We start from the raw sequence: 15,500 nt of genomic DNA, 5'->3' as shown, positions 1-15,500 counted from the left end.
ACCGTCAGGCAGCTGCGAGCACGACGACCGCCGCGACGTCGACGCCGTTCTCGGCGAGCACGCGCACCGATTCGGTCACGGTCGCGCCGGTCGTCAGCACGTCGTCGACCAGGATCGCGCTCGCCCCGGGGGCCGGGACGGCGCCGGAGCGCAGCCGGACGGCGCCGCGTAGATTCCGGGCGCGGGCCCGGGCGTCGAGTCCGGCGGAGTCCCGTGCCGTCGCCGACGTCACCAGCAGCGGTGCGACCCGTACCCGTCGGCCCAGTGCGGGCGCCGCGTTCGCCGCCACCGCCGTGACGGGGTCCCCGCCGCGCCGCCGCGCCGTCATCCGGCGGGTCGGTGCCGGGATCAGCAGCATCCGTTCGGCGTCGGGGAGCTCACCCCACCGGGCCAGCACGCGGACACCGAGCGCGAGAGCGGTGCCAAGGGGCCGGGCAAGATCGCGACGGTCGTGTTCCTTGAGCGCGATGATCGCCTGCCGATGCGGACCGCGGTACCGGCCCAGCGCCCAGACCGGGACGCCGGGCGCGACCCGAGGGTGGGCCGCGATGGGGGCGTCGGACAACGCGCGCTCGCATCGTCGACACCACCGGGTACCCGGGCGACCGCACCCGCCGCAGACCATCGGGAACATCAGATCGGCTCCCGCCTCGAAGACCTCCCGGCGCCACGTCACGCGCCGACGGTAGTGCACCTCGCACAGGTGTGCGGGGCGGTGGGCGAGGGTGTGCACAACCGGGGCACGGGTGCTCGCGGGAGGATCTCGTGCCCGTTCGTCCCGACATGCCGACGCCGCGCCGCAAAACGTGGCCGATACCGGAACTTGCGGCTACGGTCGGGGGTACAGCAGGTTGCCGGAGGCCGTCGAGGTGTGCCGGCCACGACCGCTTTTGCCGGGAGGTGATGCCCCTGTCTTTGAGTGTCAGCTGTCAGCTGACATGGACACATCCTCGGTGCCGTTCGAATCGCCAGTGCGACAACAGATCACGGCGATTCAACCGGCTTCGGGACAATTCAGGAGGTAGTTGAATGTCCACAGTCATCCACCGCAAAGGCCAGCGCGAACCGAAGACCGCCGACCCACGGCCGACCGTGGAGGAGGGTCCCGCGCCCGACCGCCGATCAACCGAGAACGATTCCTACGATCCGGAGTTCGCCTTCGTCCGCCCACCGGGAACGGTGGACGCCGACGAGCCGGCCGAACCCACCGCGAAGGTCGTGTTCAGCGGCCGCAACGTCGAGATCCCCGACCACTACCGCATCTACGTCGGCGACAAACTCGCTCGTCTCGAGCGATTCGATCCGACCATCTACCGATTCGACGTCGAGCTGAACCACGAGCGCAACCGGAGACAGTCCAAGGTCTGTCAACAGGTGGAGATCACCGCGACGGGCAAGGGGCCGATCGTCCGGGCGCAGGCCTGCGGCGAGAACTTCTACGCCGCCCTCGAACACGCGCTCGACAAGGTCGAGTCCCGGCTGCGCCGCGTCAAGGACCGCCGGCGTGTCCACCACGGCAACCGTCGGCCGCTCTCGGTCGCCGAAGCCACCGAGATCGGAGCGCCGCCCCTCCGCGACAACCAGCTCTCCGTGGACGGTTTCGTCGGTGATCCGAACTCGACGGCGGCCGACTCCGCCGAACAGTGGGACGACGGCGTGGAGGAATACACACCCGGTCAGATCGTCCGCGTGAAGGAGCACACGGCCGTGCCGATGACCGTCGACGACGCGCTCTACGAGATGGAACTGGTCGGCCACGACTTCTTCCTGTTCCACGACAAGGAGACCGACAAGGCGTCCGTCGTCTATCGCCGGCACGCCTTCGACTACGGGCTCATCAGGTTGACCTGACGCCCGAGCGGGCCCCGCAGGCGGTCATCCGGTCGATGTCCGACGATCCGATCAGGGTCTGCTCAGCTCACCTCGGTACCATGGGATCCGGTCTGTGCGTTCGCGCGGGCCGGATTCCGTGTGTTTTCTACAGGTGAGGGACTCGATCCACGGTGCTGAACAAGCTGTTGCGTGTCGGCGAAGGCCGCATGGTCAAGCGACTCGATGCGATCGCATCGCACGTCGAGACGCTGTCCGATGACGTCGAGGCGTTGACCGACGCCGAGTTGCGTGCCAAGACAGACGAGTTCAAAGAGCGCATCGCCGACGGGGCGTCGCTCGACGAGCTGCTGCCCGAGGCCTTCGCGGTCGCCCGCGAGGCGGCGTGGCGAGTGCTCGACCAGAAGCACTTCCACGTGCAGATCATGGGCGGGGCGGCGCTGCACTACGGGAACATCGCCGAGATGAAGACCGGTGAGGGCAAGACGCTCACCTGTGTGCTCCCGGCCTACCTCAACGCGCTCTCCGGCGACGGCGTGCACGTGGTCACCGTCAACGACTACCTGGCCAAGCGCGACTCCGAGTGGATGGGCCGCGTGCACCGGTTCCTCGGTCTCGACACCGCCGTCATCCTCACCGGCATGAGCTCGGCCGCGCGGCGCGAGGCCTACGCCGCCGACATCACCTACGGCACGAACAACGAATTCGGCTTCGACTACCTGCGCGACAACATGGCGCACTCGCTCGAGGACCTCGTCCAGCGCGGCCACTCGTACGCGATCGTCGACGAGGTCGACTCGATCCTCGTCGACGAGGCCCGTACCCCGTTGATCATCTCCGGCCCCGCCGAGGGGTCGAGCAAGTGGTACACCGAGTTCGCGCGGATCGCCCCGCTGCTCGAGCGCGACGTGCACTACGAGGTCGACATCAAGAAGAAGACCGTCGGTGTCCACGAGGCCGGCGTCGAGTTCGTCGAGGACCGCCTCGGCATCGACAACCTCTACGAGGCCGCCAACTCGCCCCTGGTCAGCTACCTGAACAACGCGATCAAGGTCAAGGAGCTGTTCCAGCGCGACAAGGACTACATCGTCCGCAACGGCAACGTCATGATCGTCGACGAGTTCACCGGCCGCGTGCTCGACGGGCGTCGCTTCAACGAGGGCCTGCACCAGGCCATCGAGGCGAAAGAGGGCGTCGAGATCAAGGCCGAGAACCAGACGCTCGCCACGATCACACTGCAGAACTACTTCCGCCTCTACGAGAAGCTGTCCGGGATGACCGGTACCGCCGAGACCGAGGCCGCCGAGTTCGACCAGATCTACAAGCTCGGGGTGCTGCCGATCCCGACCAACAAGCCGATGATCCGCAAGGACCAGGGTGACCTGATCTACAAGACCGAGGAGGCGAAGTTCGCCGCGGTCGTCGACGACGTCACCGAGCGCCATGCGACGGGTCAGCCTGTCCTGATCGGTACGACCAGCGTCGAGCGTTCGGAATACCTCTCCCGCCAGCTCAAGAAGCGCGAGATCCCGCACAGCGTCCTGAATGCGAAGTTCCACGAGCAGGAAGCGCAGATCATCGCCGAGGCGGGTCGGCTCGGCGCGGTCACCGTGGCCACCAACATGGCCGGTCGCGGTACCGACGTCGTGCTCGGCGGCAACCCCGACATCATCGCCGACACCCGGCTTCGCAAGGCCGGTCTCGACCCGGTGCAGACCCCCGACGAGTACGAGGCCGCGTGGGACGAGGCCATCGAGGTCGCCCGCACCGACGCCGCGAAGGAGGCCGAGGAGGTCCGCGCGGCCGGCGGTCTGTACGTGCTGGGCACCGAACGCCACGAGTCACGCCGTATCGACAACCAGCTGCGCGGCCGTTCCGGCCGCCAGGGCGACCCGGGTGAGTCGCGGTTCTACCTGTCGGTCGCCGACGAGCTCATGCGTCGATTCAACGGCGGTGCGCTCGAGGCGATCATGAACCGGCTGCCCGACGACGTCCCCATCGAGGCGAAGATGGTGACCAAGGCGATCCGCAGCGCGCAGACGCAGGTCGAGCAGCAGAACTTCGAGATGCGCAAGAACGTGCTCAAGTACGACGAGGTGATGAACGAGCAGCGCAAGGTCATCTACGCCGAGCGCCGCACCATCCTCGAGGGCGAGGATCACCACGAGCAGGTCAAGCAGATGGTCGACGACGTCGTCGGGGCCTACGTCGACGGTGCGACCGCCGAGGGTTACGCCGAGGACTGGGATCTCGACGAGCTGTGGACCGCACTGCGTGCGCTGTACCCGATCGAGCTCGATCCGAAGGATGTCGTCGGTGAGTCCGAATACGGTGAGCGCGATGACATCTCGGCCGACGAGCTGCGCGAGAAGCTCGTCGCCGACGCGCGCGCCGCGTACGACACCCGTGAGAAGCAGATCGACGCGATCGCCGGCGAGGGCGCGATGCGACAGCTCGAACGGAGCGTGTTGCTGAGCGTGCTCGACCGCAAGTGGCGCGACCACCTGTACGAGATGGACTACCTGCGCGAGGGCATCCACCTGCGTTCGATGGCCCAGCGTGACCCGGTCGTCGAGTACCAGCGCGAGGGCTTCGACATGTTCCACGGCATGCTCGAGGGCTTGAAGGAAGAGACGCTGAGCATCCTGTTCAACGCGCAGGTGCAGACACAGCAGCCGGCGGCCGAGCAACCGCTCCCGAGTGCTGCCGACCTGCGCGCGGCCGTGGGCGCGGGTGCCCCGGCACCGGTGCCCGCTCCCGCTCCGGCCGCCGACTCCGGTGCTCAGGCCCCGGCCGCCCTGCGGGCCCCGACTCAGTCGGCGGACGCGGCGGTCACATACTCGGGCCCGGGCGAGGGCGGCGGTACGGTCGTGCACTCCGAGGAGGAGGAGCTCTCGGGCGCCGCGGAATCCGCCAGCCGTCGCGAGCGCCGCGCCGCGGCCCGCGCCACCACCAAGGGGTCCCGGCCGAAGCCGCCGAAGTCCAAGAAGCAGCGCCGCTGACCGGCGCCCCAAGCGGGTGCCGCCACCAGCAGTGACCGCCGACGGTCGGTCCCGGAGATGTCCGGGACCGACCGTCGACGTTTTTCTCGGATTCGATGGAACCGGGACGCCGCCCCGTGCGTCCAAATCCCATGCGTCCACTCCTGGCGGGTCCTGAACTCGCACCCACGAGCACGTCGCGGCCGCACGGATCGCGGCCGTCGCAGCAGACACCGCGGGTCCGGGTTCGTCCGGCGCCGCCGTACGAGCCCGCCGGTCCGGTGGTGGCAGCACCGCACGGCCTCGCGACTCCGACGGCCATCCGGCCGTTCCCGGGGTCGGCTCCGGGTGCCGGTTCGGCGCGCAAGACCGCGGTCGCCGCGGCCGAGGCCCGCCGCTTCACCGTTGCGGTGTCCCGGCTGCTGTTCGAGGTGGTCGATCGGCGTCGCTCGGTCGCGCACCTCGGCGACGTCGTGTCGCCGGCGATCGCCGACCAGGTCGCAGCCCTCGTCCGGCACGACGCCTTTCGGATTCCGGAGTCGACCGGAACCGGGACGCCGGGGACCGTATCGACGCCGGTGGCGCAGATGTCGACCGGGAATGTGCTGCGGCGCGTGCACGTCCAGGTGTGCGATCCCAGCGCCGCAGAAGTGTTCGGCTCGTACGAGGGGGGTGGGCGGACCCGGGCGTTCGCGGGCCGCATCGAGCGCAAGCCGATCCGGGTCCGTGGCGCCGCGGACCCAGGCCGGCGATCGTTGGGTCGAGTGGAATACCGGTGGCAGCTGGTGGCCCTCGAGTTCGGCTGACGGGTAGCTCCTGCGCAGACCACGGAAATCCGCGTCGACGGCTACGATCGGCGTCGTGGTCACCCGTCTGTCGCCCCGCGACGCGATGTACTACTTCCTCGACGATTCGCGGTCCACGACCCACCTCGGGGCGTTGCTGATCGTCGATCCCGCGGCCGCGCAGGCGACCTCGGAGAACGCCGAATCGGGCGACACCGGATCCGAAGCGTCCGACGCGGCCAGGCGAGCGTCCCGGCAGTCGACGCTCGACTACGCGGGTCTGGTCTCGCTGGTCGAGAACCGCCTTCAACTCATCCCGCGGTATCGCCAGGTCGTCCGCGAGGTGACGCTCGGGCTCGCGCGCCCGGTCTGGGTCGACGACCCCGACTTCGACATCAACTTCCACATCCGTCGCGCGGGTCTGCCGCGGCCCGGTGGAGCCGTCGACGTCGACGAACTCGTCGCCCGGGTGATGTCGCGGCCGCTCGACCGCACGCGACCGCTCTGGGAGATGTATCTCATCGAGGGTCTCGCCGACGGCCGACTCGCGATCCTGACCAAGTCGCACCGATGCCTCATCGATGATGCGGGCAGCCGGGAGATCAGTGAGGTCATCTGCGACGACACCGAGACAGCGGAACCGCTGCCGGAGGAGTTGTGGATGCCGGGCAGGCCGCCGGGCGGCACCCATCTCGTCGCCGGTGCCCTCGCCGAGGCGCTCGCGCGTCCGGGCGACCTCGTGGACACGGTGCTCCACGGCAACGGAATCGTGTCCGAGATGCGGTCCGCCGTCGGCACGACCGTGCGGCGCGTGGGGGACGTGGTGTCGCAACTGACCGATTCGGCGCCACGCAGTCCGTTGAACAACGCGGGCACCACCACCCGGTCCTTCACCACCGTCGCACTGCCGCGACGGGGGTGCGCAAAGGTCGCCGAGCATCACGGTTGCACCATCAACGACGTCGAGCTGGCCATCATCTCCGGCGTCATGCGCAAGTGGATGCTGTCGTTCGATCCGGCCGAGGTCCCTGCCGACACCGTGCGGGTCGTCGTGCCGCTGTCAGCACGCGACCCGGGTGTCGAGCGCACGGCCGAGCCGGAACCCGGGTGGATCGGGGTCGGCAAACCGAGTTTCGTCACCGATCTGCCGGTGGGGGAGAGTAATCCGGCCGTTCGGCTGGCGCAGGTGGCCGGCCTGGCCGACCGATATGCGCAGTCGCCGCGCCGGATGACTCTCGGTCCCAGCCCGCTCTTCCCCGAACTGGGTGTGGTGCCGTTCCCGGAGATCAGCTCTCGGGCGTTCCGGTCGCTGAACAGCCGTGCGTACAACGTGCCGGTGGCGATGAGCACGTCGCCGGTGCCGGACCGTTTCGTCCTCGGCGCACCGGTGCGCCAGGTCTTCTCGATTCCCACCCTCGTGTCGCAGCGTGCGCTGGCGATCAGCGTCGTCGAGTACCGTGACCATCTGCACTTCGCCTTCGTCGCCGACCGCGGAGTCATCGCCGATCTGCCCGCGATGGCCGACTACGTCTTCGAGTCCCACGAAGAGTTGACCCAGAAGAGTTGACCCAGAAGAGCTGACCCAGAAGAGCTGACCCAGCCCTACCGCTGGCCGAACGGGAGTAGTTGACGAATGAGGGTGTACCTGCCGGCGACGTTGGCGATGCTGTTGCGGCTCGATACCGACGGCGAGTTCCGTCCGCTGGGCGGCACGGGATTCGCCCTGACGCCCGCGCTGCGTGAGGCCTTCGTCTCCGGGGACGACGAGGAGCTGTCCGAGGTCGCGCTGCGCGAGGCCGCGCGTGCGTCGTTGCGCCTGCTCGCCGGGGAGGCCCCGGAGGCCGGCGACCGCGAGTCCGAGTCCGAACTGGTCGCCGACGAGGCGGTCACCGACTCCGCGGACACCCCGCGTCTGCCGCCCCGGCGCGTGGTCGTCGCGGCCGACGTGGAGGACGTGACACTGCGTCCCGACCTGGACGACGCGGTGGTCAAGATCGCCGGGCCCGTCCCGGTGTCGGCGATCGCGTCGGTGCATGTCGACGTCGCCGAGGCGGAGCCGAAGGTCCGTGCGGCCGTGGTGGTCATCGACGCCGCCGACATGGGTGACCTCGATGCCGAACTCGCGGTCGGCGACGTCGAGGACTTCGATCTCGCGTGGTACGCGACTCAGGAACTGCCGTTCCTCCTCGAGCTGCTCTGAACCGAACCACTAACCTACGGTTGCGTAGGTTATGGTGGCTCCGACACGTTCCCCGACGTCGAAGGCGGTAAGTGAGATGGGTTTGCTCGAGAGGTTCGAGGAACCGGTTTCCGGCGTCGCGGCCCGCAGCCGCGGCTCGCAGTGGGCCCGCGCCGCGCTCACCCGGATCACGACGCCGCTCCTGCCCGACGACTATCTCCACCTGGCGAATCCGTTGTGGTCGGCCCGCGAGCTGCGGGGCAAGGTCGTCTCGGTGACCAAGGAGACCGAGGACACCGCGACGATCCGCATCCGGCCCGGTTGGGGCTTCTCGTTCGACTACGCCCCGGGTCAATACATCGGCATCGGCGTCCTGATGGAGGGCCGCTGGGCGTGGCGTTCCTATTCGCTGACCTCGACCCCCGACTCGTCGGCGAACGACAAGACGATCTCGATCACGGTCAAGGCGATGCCCGAGGGCTTCTTGTCCAGTCACCTGGTGAACGGTCTCCAGCCCGGCACGGTCGTCCGTCTCGCCGCACCGCGCGGGGAGTTCGTGCTGCCGGACCCGTTGCCGGCGAAGGTTCTCTTCGTGACCGCCGGAAGCGGACTCACGCCCATCATCTCGATGCTGCGCACCGCACGACACCGCGACCAGCGCACCGACATCACACTCGTGCACTCGACGCCCACGCCGGCCGATCTGCTCTTCGCCGACGAACTCCGGGACCTGGCGGACAGCGGCGTCGTCGACCTGCACGTGCAGTACACGCGAACCGACGGGCAGATCACTCCCGACGCGCTGCCGTCCCTCTGCGCCGACTGGCGCGAACGTCAGACCTGGGCGTGCGGACCCGCCGGGTTCCTCGACGGCCTGCAGCGCCTCTACGCGGAGGCGCACCTGACCGAGCAGTTGCACATCGAGCGGTTCGCCCTCGAACGCGGCGTCGTCGGGGCCCAGGGCGGCACCGTCACGTTCTCGCGGTCCGGGAAGTCGGCGGTCGTCGACGGTGCGACCACGTTGCTCGAGGCGGGGGAGACCGCGGGCGCGATGATGCCGTTCGGATGCCGGATGGGGATCTGCCAGAGCTGCGTGGTCATGCTCGACAAGGGATGCGTGCGCGACCTGCGTTCGGGCGTCGAACACGTCGAGGGCGAGCGCATCCAGACCTGTGTTTCCGCCGCGGCGGGGGACTGCACCCTCGCCGTCTGAGCAGCGTCTTCGTCTCGTGTGGCTCGCGCGCATCGGTGAGCCGGTAGGGTGAACGACGTGCGTGGCGAGAGGAATCTGTTCTGTGGAAACGCCGGCGAAGGCACCAGTGACCGCTGAGGCCCCGGCCCCCAGCGAGATCCCCGTCCTGAGTGACGGAGGCGTCACCCTGCGGCCGCATGAGCCCCACGACCTCGACCGGATGGTCGAACTCGCGGCGGATCCGGTCATGATGCGATGGACCCCGATCCCGGCACCGTACAGTCGTGCGGCAGCCGAGCGCTTCGCCCTCGACTACGCGCCGCGCAGCTGGGCGAAGGGCACCCGGATGTTGTGGGCCGTCGAATTCGACGGCCGGTTCGTCGGCACCGTCGACATCGAGGGCGAGGGACCGCTCACCCGACTCAGCTACGACCTGCACCCCGACGCCCGCGGGTGGGGCGTGATGAAGCGCGCCGTCCTGCTGGCCGTCAACTACGCATTCTCCGAAGCGGACAAAGAGGTCGTCCGATGGACGACCGTCGCCGGCAACATCGACGCGCTGCGGGTGGCCCACTCCTGCGGTTTCCGTCTTGACGCCGCGGTTCCCAACGGCATCGAGGTCCGCGGTCACATCCGCGACGCCTGGGTCGGATCGCTGCACGCAGGCGATCCTCAGCATCCCAAGACCGATTGGCGGACAGACGTTTTCGAGACCGAGCGGTTCCGCCTGCGGCCGCTCGCGGAGACCGACGACCCGCGCATCCGGGAGACGCTCGACGACCCGGTGTCGCGCAAGTACCTGTTCGCGCGCCCCGATCCGCTGGAACTCGAACACGCTGCGGCCGAACGCCTCCGCAAGTGGTGGACGGCCGCGCAGGGCACGACATGCACCTGGGCGGTGGCGGATCGCGAGACCGACGACTACCTGGGCGACATCACCCTGCTGCACATCGACGAGGTCACCGGCGCCGAGGCGGGTTTCTACACGCACCCCGAGGCCCGCGGCAAAGGCGTTCTGGGCGAAGCATTTCCGGCTGCGGTCCGGTACGCCTTCGACAAGCTGGGGTTCCGCCGCCTCACCCTCTTCGCCGCCGACAGCAACGAGGGCAGCAAGAAGCTCGCCCGCATCGCCGGCTTCCGCGAGTTCGGCACACAGAAACTCGCCGCCCGGTCCGACGGCGTCTTCGAGGACCTCGTGGGATTCGAGCTGTTCCGCGACGACTACGAGGCCGACCGCAAGGACTGACTAGTCCCGCCCCGTCGACCATCCACTGTCTCGCGTCGATTGTGCAGCTTCCTCGCCGGCACGGAACCCGTTCCGTTGATCGGTTGAGTCCCGGTTCGTCACACTCACTGGACACGACGCCGTCGCCAACCTACGCTTGCGTAAGTTACGGAAACGTAGGCTTAGGCAGTGGTCGACACGCGCACCTCGAAGTCGCGCCATCGACCGACCACCGGCGAAGGGAACCACACGTATGGCGATCTCTGACATCCCCGAATACGCGCACCTGACCGAGTCCGACGTGGCCGCACTGGGAGCCGAACTCGACGCGATCCGCGCCGACATCGAAGCCGACCGTGGTGAGCGGGATGCGCGGTACCTGCGCAACACGATCCGATTCCAGCGCGGGCTGGAGGTCACCGGCCGCGCCCTGCTGTTCGGTTCGACTCGGAAGTCGGCCTGGTGGGCGGGTGCGTGCGCCCTCGGCGTCGCGAAGATCGTCGAGAACATGGAGCTCGGGCACAACGTGATGCACGGGCAGTGGGACTGGATGAACGACCCGGAGGTACACAGCACCACCTGGGAGTGGGACAACACCGACCCGTCGGCGCACTGGAAGCACACGCACAACTACATCCATCACAAGTACACGAACGTGCTGGGCATGGACGACGATGTGGGCTACGGACTGCTGCGCGTCACGCGCGATCAGCGGTGGCGTCCGTTCAACTACGGAAATCTCGTCTACAACACGATTCTCGCGCTCGCCTTCCAGTACGGGGTCGCCGTGCAGCACCTCGAGCTGGGCAAGAAACGCAAGACCCCGGAGGCCCAGGAAGAGTTCCGGCGCAATCGCAACGAGGTCCTGTCGAAGATCGGCAAGCAGGTCGCCAAGGACTATCTCGCCTATCCCGCGCTGGTCAGCGCCACGACGGGGCACAAGGTCGGCTACGGCCGAGCGTATGCCAAGGCCGCGACCGCGACCGCGCTCGGCAACGTCATCCGCAACGTGTGGAGCAACGCAGTCATCTTCTGCGGTCACTTCCCGGACGGCGCGGAGAAGTTCACCAAGCAGGACATCGACAACGAGACGCAGGCGGAGTGGTATCTGCGCCAGATGCTCGGCAGCGCCAACTTCGACGCCGGATTCCCGCTGGCCTTCATGAGCGGGAACCTGTCGTACCAGATCGAGCACCACATCTTCCCCGATCTCCCGAGCAACCGGTACGCCGAGATCGCGGTACGTGTGCGCGCGCTGTGCGACAAGTACGACCTCCCGTACACCTCGGGTCCGTTCCCGGTGCAGTACGCGAAGGCGTGGCGGACCATCGCCAAGCTCTCGCTGCCGGACAAGTACCTGTCGGCGACCGCGGACGACGCACCCGAGACCGCCTCCGAACGCCGCTTCAAACAGGGCCTGCCCGAGGGTGCGCGTCTGCGGGCGACGATCGACGAGACGACCGGCACGCGTCGTGGGTTGCGTTCGGCCATCGCGTCGCTCCGCTCCCGGCGGCGAGACCAGGGTTCGCTCCGCTCGCTTCGTTCCCGAATCGGTGTCGATGCGTCGGCCGCCCGCTCCGACGAGCAGGCCGCCTGATCGGCGCAGGTCAGACGGCCGGCACACATCGAGACCAAGGCAGTGGCCCCGACAGGGGCATAATGAGGCGCAATGGCAATCACTGAAATCAACGAGTACGCGCACCTGACCGACGCCGACGTGGAAGCACTCGGTGCCGAGCTCGACGCGCTCCGCCGTGAGATCGAGGCGGACCGCGGCATGCGCGACGTCCGGTATCTGCGGCGCACCATCTTGGCGCACCGTGCTCTCGAGGTCGCGGGCCGCGCGGCTCTCATGGGCAGCCGTTCCCGGCCGCTCTGGCTGCTGGGCACCGGAGCGCTCGCGCTGTCGAAGATCATCGAGAACATGGAGCTCGGGCACAATGTGATGCACGGGCAGTGGGACTGGATGAACGACCCGGAGGTCCACTCGACCACCTGGGAGTGGGACATGGTGTGCGCGGCGCCGCACTGGAAGCACTCCCACAACTACATCCATCACAAGTACACCAACGTCCTCGACATGGACCACGACGTCGGTTACAAGACGTTGCGGGTCACGCGGGACGAACCGTGGAAGCCCAAGCAGCTCCTCCAGCCGGTCACCAACATCCTGCTCGCGGCGCTGTTCGAGTGGGGCATCGGTTTGCACGACCTCGACATCAAGGACGCGATCTCGGGGAAGAAGCCCAAAGAGGTCGCGATCCCGCAGCTGAAGGTGTTCGCGCGCAAGGTCGGCAAGCAGTTGGCCAAGGACTATGTCCTGTTCCCCGCGCTGTCGGGACCGAATTTCAAGCACACGCTGACCGCGAACCTCAGTGCCAATCTGATCCGCAACGTGTGGGCCTACGTCGTCATCTTCTGTGGTCATTTCCCGGACGGCGCGGAGAAGTTCACCGCAGAGTCACTCGAGAACGAGACGCAGGGCCAGTGGTATCTGCGCCAGATGTTGGGGACGGCGAACTTCGACGCCGGACCCGCGATGGCCTTCTTCAGCGGGAATCTCTGCTACCAGATCGAACACCATCTGTACCCGGACCTGCCGAGCAACCGGTACGCGGAGATCGCGGTGCGGGTGCGCGCGCTGTGCGACAAGTACGATCTGCCCTACACCACGGGATCGATTGTGGTGCAGTATCTTCAGACGCTGCGCACGATCAACAAGCTGGCCCTACCCGACTCGTTTCTGCGCGACACCGCCGATGATGCCCCGGAAACCGCGTCGGAGCGGCGTTTCGCCGGGATGACCCCCCGCGCCGCCGGCCTCAAGACCGCGATCCGCGAACTGCGCGCCCGGCGTCGCCGGCGCTAGCACGCCACTCGGTCACTCCGCCGCTCGTGGCTCCTCGGCCGTGTCGCCCTCACCGCCGCTGACCGCCACCAAGAGGTGGCGCACGGCCATCGCGCGACGATACGAGTGGCCGGTCAGCTCGTCGAGCTTGCACTCGGGATCCGCCGGTGGGCCCAGATGCGTACAGCCGCGGGGACATTCCTCGATGGCGGCGTGCAGATCGTCGAAGGCGGCGACGATGTCGTCGGGTCCGACGTGCGCGAGTCCGAACGATCGGATGCCGGGGGTGTCGATGACCCAGCCACGCGGGCCGGCGTCGTCGGGCAGGGCCAATGCCACCGACTGGGTGGACGTGTGCCGGCCCTTGCCCACTCCCGACACCACTCCGGTCGCCCTATATGCGTCCGGCACGAGACGATTGACCAGAGTGGACTTGCCGACCCCGGAGTGGCCGATGAACGCGGTGATCCGACCGCGCAACGTCGACAGGATCTCGTCGAGCGGGTCGTCGCGGCCCGCGCACACCACCGGCAGGTCGAGATCGGCGAAGGCCGCGGTGAATTCGGCGGGATCGGCGAGGTCCGATTTCGTCAGGCACAGGACAGGCGACAGTCCGCCCACATAGGCCGCGGCCAGTGCGCGTTCGACGAATCCGGTGCGCGGCGGCGGATCCGCCATGGCGGTCACGATGAGGAGCGCATCGGCATTCGCCACGACGATCCGCTCGTAGGGATCGGAGTCATCGGCGGTGCGGCGCAACACCGTTCGACGATCGGCCACCCGGACGATGCGCGCCAGCGTGTCGGGCCGGCCGGACAGGTCGCCGACCACCGACACGTCGTCGCCGACGACGATCGGGGTGCGACCCAGTTCGCGGGCGCGCATCGCGACGACGCGCCGATCCGGGTCGCCGTCGAGCACCACGCCCCAGCGACCGCGATCGACCGAGACCACCATGCCCTGCTCGGCGTCGTCGTGGGACGGTCGCGTTTTGGTGCGCGGTCGGGTGCCCTTCCCGGGACGGACCCGGACGTCGGATTCGTCGTAGCTCGCCGCGCGGCGACTCAACGGCGCGCCTGTCCTCGAGAGCTCATGCGCGCCCCAGCATCTGCTGCCACATCCCCGGGAAGTCAGGCAGCGTCTTGCTCGTCGTCTCGATGTCGGCGACCACCACACCGGGTGTCACCAGGCCGACAATGGCTCCGGCGGTGGCCATCCGGTGGTCGGCGTAGGACTCCCAGGTTCCCCCGCGTAACGGGGAGCCGGCGGTGCCGGTGATGCGCAGTCCGTCGCCGGTTTCGGCGCATGTCCCACCAAGGCGGGTGATCTCGGTGGTGAGCGCGGCGAGCCGGTCGGTCTCGTGGCCGCGGAGGTGGGCGATCCCGGACAGTACCGACTCCCCGTCGGCGAGCGCGCACAGCGCGGCGATGGTGGGGGTGAGCTCGCCGATGTCCCGGAGGTCGAGGTCGACGGCCTTGAGCACCTCGGGGCCGCGCACCGACAGCGTGCCGTCGAGGTGCGCGACGGCGCAACCCATCGCGGCGAGGACGTCCGCGATCCGTGCACCGGGCTGGGTGGTCACGGCGGGCCAGTACGGCACCCGCACGGTACCGCCGGTGACGGCGGCCGCGGCGAGGAACGCGGCGGCGTTCGACAGGTCGGGCTCGACCGTCCAGTCGACGGCCGCGATCGGTCCGGGTGCAGCGCGCCAGACATTCGGTTCGGAGGTGTCGACGACGACGCCGGCCGTCGCCAGCATCTCCACGGTCATGTCGATGTGCGGGGTCGACGGGACGGCCGCGCCGACGTGCCGGACGACGACGCCGGCCTCGAACCGGGCCGCCGACAACAGGAGCCCCGACACGAACTGCGATGACCCGGATGCGTCGATGGTGACCTCGCCGCCGGGCACGGTGCCGGTGGCGTCGATGGTGAACGGCAATCGATCGCCGTCGACGGCGACACCCAGCCCGCGCAACGCGTCGAGGATGGTGGTCTGCGGCCGTTCGCGCGCGTGGGGATCGCCGTCGAAGACCACGCGCCCGGTGGCCAGGGCCGCGGCCGGCGGCAGGAACCGCATCACGGTCCCGGCGAGGCCGCAGTCGATCGCGGCACCCCGCAGGGGTCCGGGCACGATCGAGACCGTGGTCTCGCTCGCGGGGTCGATGCGGATCTCGGCGCCCAGGGCCTCGAGCGCGGCGAGCATCAGGTTCGTGTCGCGGCTCCGGAGGGTTCCACGGACGGTCGACGGCCCCTCGGCGAGGGCGGCGAGGACGAGAGCGCGGTTGGTGATCGACTTGGAACCCGGCAACTCCACGGTTGCATCCAGGCCGCCTCCGGCGGTTGCATCCAAGCCGCCCTTGGTGATCGTCGGCGCGTTCCAGGAACTCATGGCGTCCAGTCTGTCATGGGGTGCCCACGTTCCCCGGCGCCGATGGGCCGTCCACGGCGATGGGATCC

General features: G+C 68.6%; 12 protein-coding genes. 9 read left to right on the top strand and 3 right to left on the bottom strand.

All coding sequences use genetic code 11. The annotated features are described in order from the left end of the window. Positions 1–4: 4 nt before the first annotated feature. Entirely contained in the window at positions 5–634 is a 630-nt protein-coding gene (locus AS181_RS12685) for a ComF family protein (protein ID WP_058252023.1), read from the bottom strand. Positions 635–1,029: 395 nt separating this feature from the next. Between AS181_RS12685 and hpf the strand changes: the two genes are divergently transcribed. The 9 genes from hpf to AS181_RS12640 all read left to right on the top strand — a co-directional run bounded on the left by hpf (position 1,030) and on the right by AS181_RS12640 (position 13,061). After that, complete coding sequence (hpf, locus tag AS181_RS12680) at positions 1,030–1,851, top strand: ribosome hibernation-promoting factor, HPF/YfiA family (protein ID WP_058251942.1); 822 nt, start codon at positions 1,030–1,032, stop codon at positions 1,849–1,851. A gap of 152 nt (positions 1,852–2,003) precedes the next feature. Next, positions 2,004–4,832, top strand: a complete 2,829-nt coding sequence (secA, locus tag AS181_RS12675) for a preprotein translocase subunit SecA (protein ID WP_058251941.1) — start codon at positions 2,004–2,006, stop codon at positions 4,830–4,832. A gap of 263 nt (positions 4,833–5,095) precedes the next feature. Further along, complete coding sequence (locus tag AS181_RS12670) at positions 5,096–5,617, top strand: Rv3235 family protein (protein ID WP_319005263.1); 522 nt, start codon at positions 5,096–5,098, stop codon at positions 5,615–5,617. A gap of 55 nt (positions 5,618–5,672) precedes the next feature. Next, positions 5,673–7,163, top strand: a complete 1,491-nt coding sequence (locus tag AS181_RS12665) for a wax ester/triacylglycerol synthase domain-containing protein (RefSeq protein ID WP_058251939.1) — start codon at positions 5,673–5,675, stop codon at positions 7,161–7,163. Positions 7,164–7,229: 66 nt separating this feature from the next. Continuing rightward, positions 7,230–7,796, top strand: a complete 567-nt coding sequence (locus AS181_RS12660) for a DUF6912 family protein (RefSeq protein WP_058251938.1) — start codon at positions 7,230–7,232, stop codon at positions 7,794–7,796. 76 nt (positions 7,797–7,872) lie between these two features. Then, positions 7,873–8,988: a ferredoxin reductase gene (locus AS181_RS12655; RefSeq protein WP_058251937.1), complete on the top strand. Its 1,116-nt coding sequence runs from the start codon at positions 7,873–7,875 to the stop codon at positions 8,986–8,988. A gap of 82 nt (positions 8,989–9,070) precedes the next feature. Continuing rightward, positions 9,071–10,213: a GNAT family N-acetyltransferase gene (locus AS181_RS12650; RefSeq protein WP_091344369.1), complete on the top strand. Its 1,143-nt coding sequence runs from the start codon at positions 9,071–9,073 to the stop codon at positions 10,211–10,213. Positions 10,214–10,445: 232 nt separating this feature from the next. Beyond that, on the top strand, positions 10,446–11,789 hold the full coding sequence (locus tag AS181_RS12645; protein ID WP_058251936.1) for a fatty acid desaturase family protein: 1,344 nt from the start codon (positions 10,446–10,448) through the stop codon (positions 11,787–11,789). Between the two features lie 72 nt (positions 11,790–11,861). Next, positions 11,862–13,061 (top strand): fatty acid desaturase family protein, encoded by a 1,200-nt coding sequence (locus AS181_RS12640; RefSeq protein ID WP_058251935.1) that lies wholly within the window; start codon positions 11,862–11,864, stop codon positions 13,059–13,061. A 12-nt stretch (positions 13,062–13,073) separates the two neighbouring features. On the opposite strand, the gene rsgA is transcribed toward AS181_RS12640, so the two are convergent. Both rsgA and aroA read right to left on the bottom strand, forming a co-directional pair. Continuing rightward, positions 13,074–14,108 (bottom strand): ribosome small subunit-dependent GTPase A, encoded by a 1,035-nt coding sequence (rsgA, locus tag AS181_RS12635; RefSeq protein WP_058251934.1) that lies wholly within the window; start codon positions 14,106–14,108, stop codon positions 13,074–13,076. A 22-nt stretch (positions 14,109–14,130) separates the two neighbouring features. After that, positions 14,131–15,432, bottom strand: coding sequence for a 3-phosphoshikimate 1-carboxyvinyltransferase (gene aroA, locus AS181_RS12630; protein WP_058251933.1), 1,302 nt, complete (start codon positions 15,430–15,432; stop codon positions 14,131–14,133). Positions 15,433–15,500: the final 68 nt, after the last annotated feature.

Source organism: Gordonia sp. SGD-V-85 (genome assembly GCF_001456905.1).
Taxonomy (GTDB): domain Bacteria; phylum Actinomycetota; class Actinomycetes; order Mycobacteriales; family Mycobacteriaceae; genus Gordonia; species Gordonia hongkongensis.
This window is presented reverse-complemented; position numbering and strand designations above follow the sequence as displayed.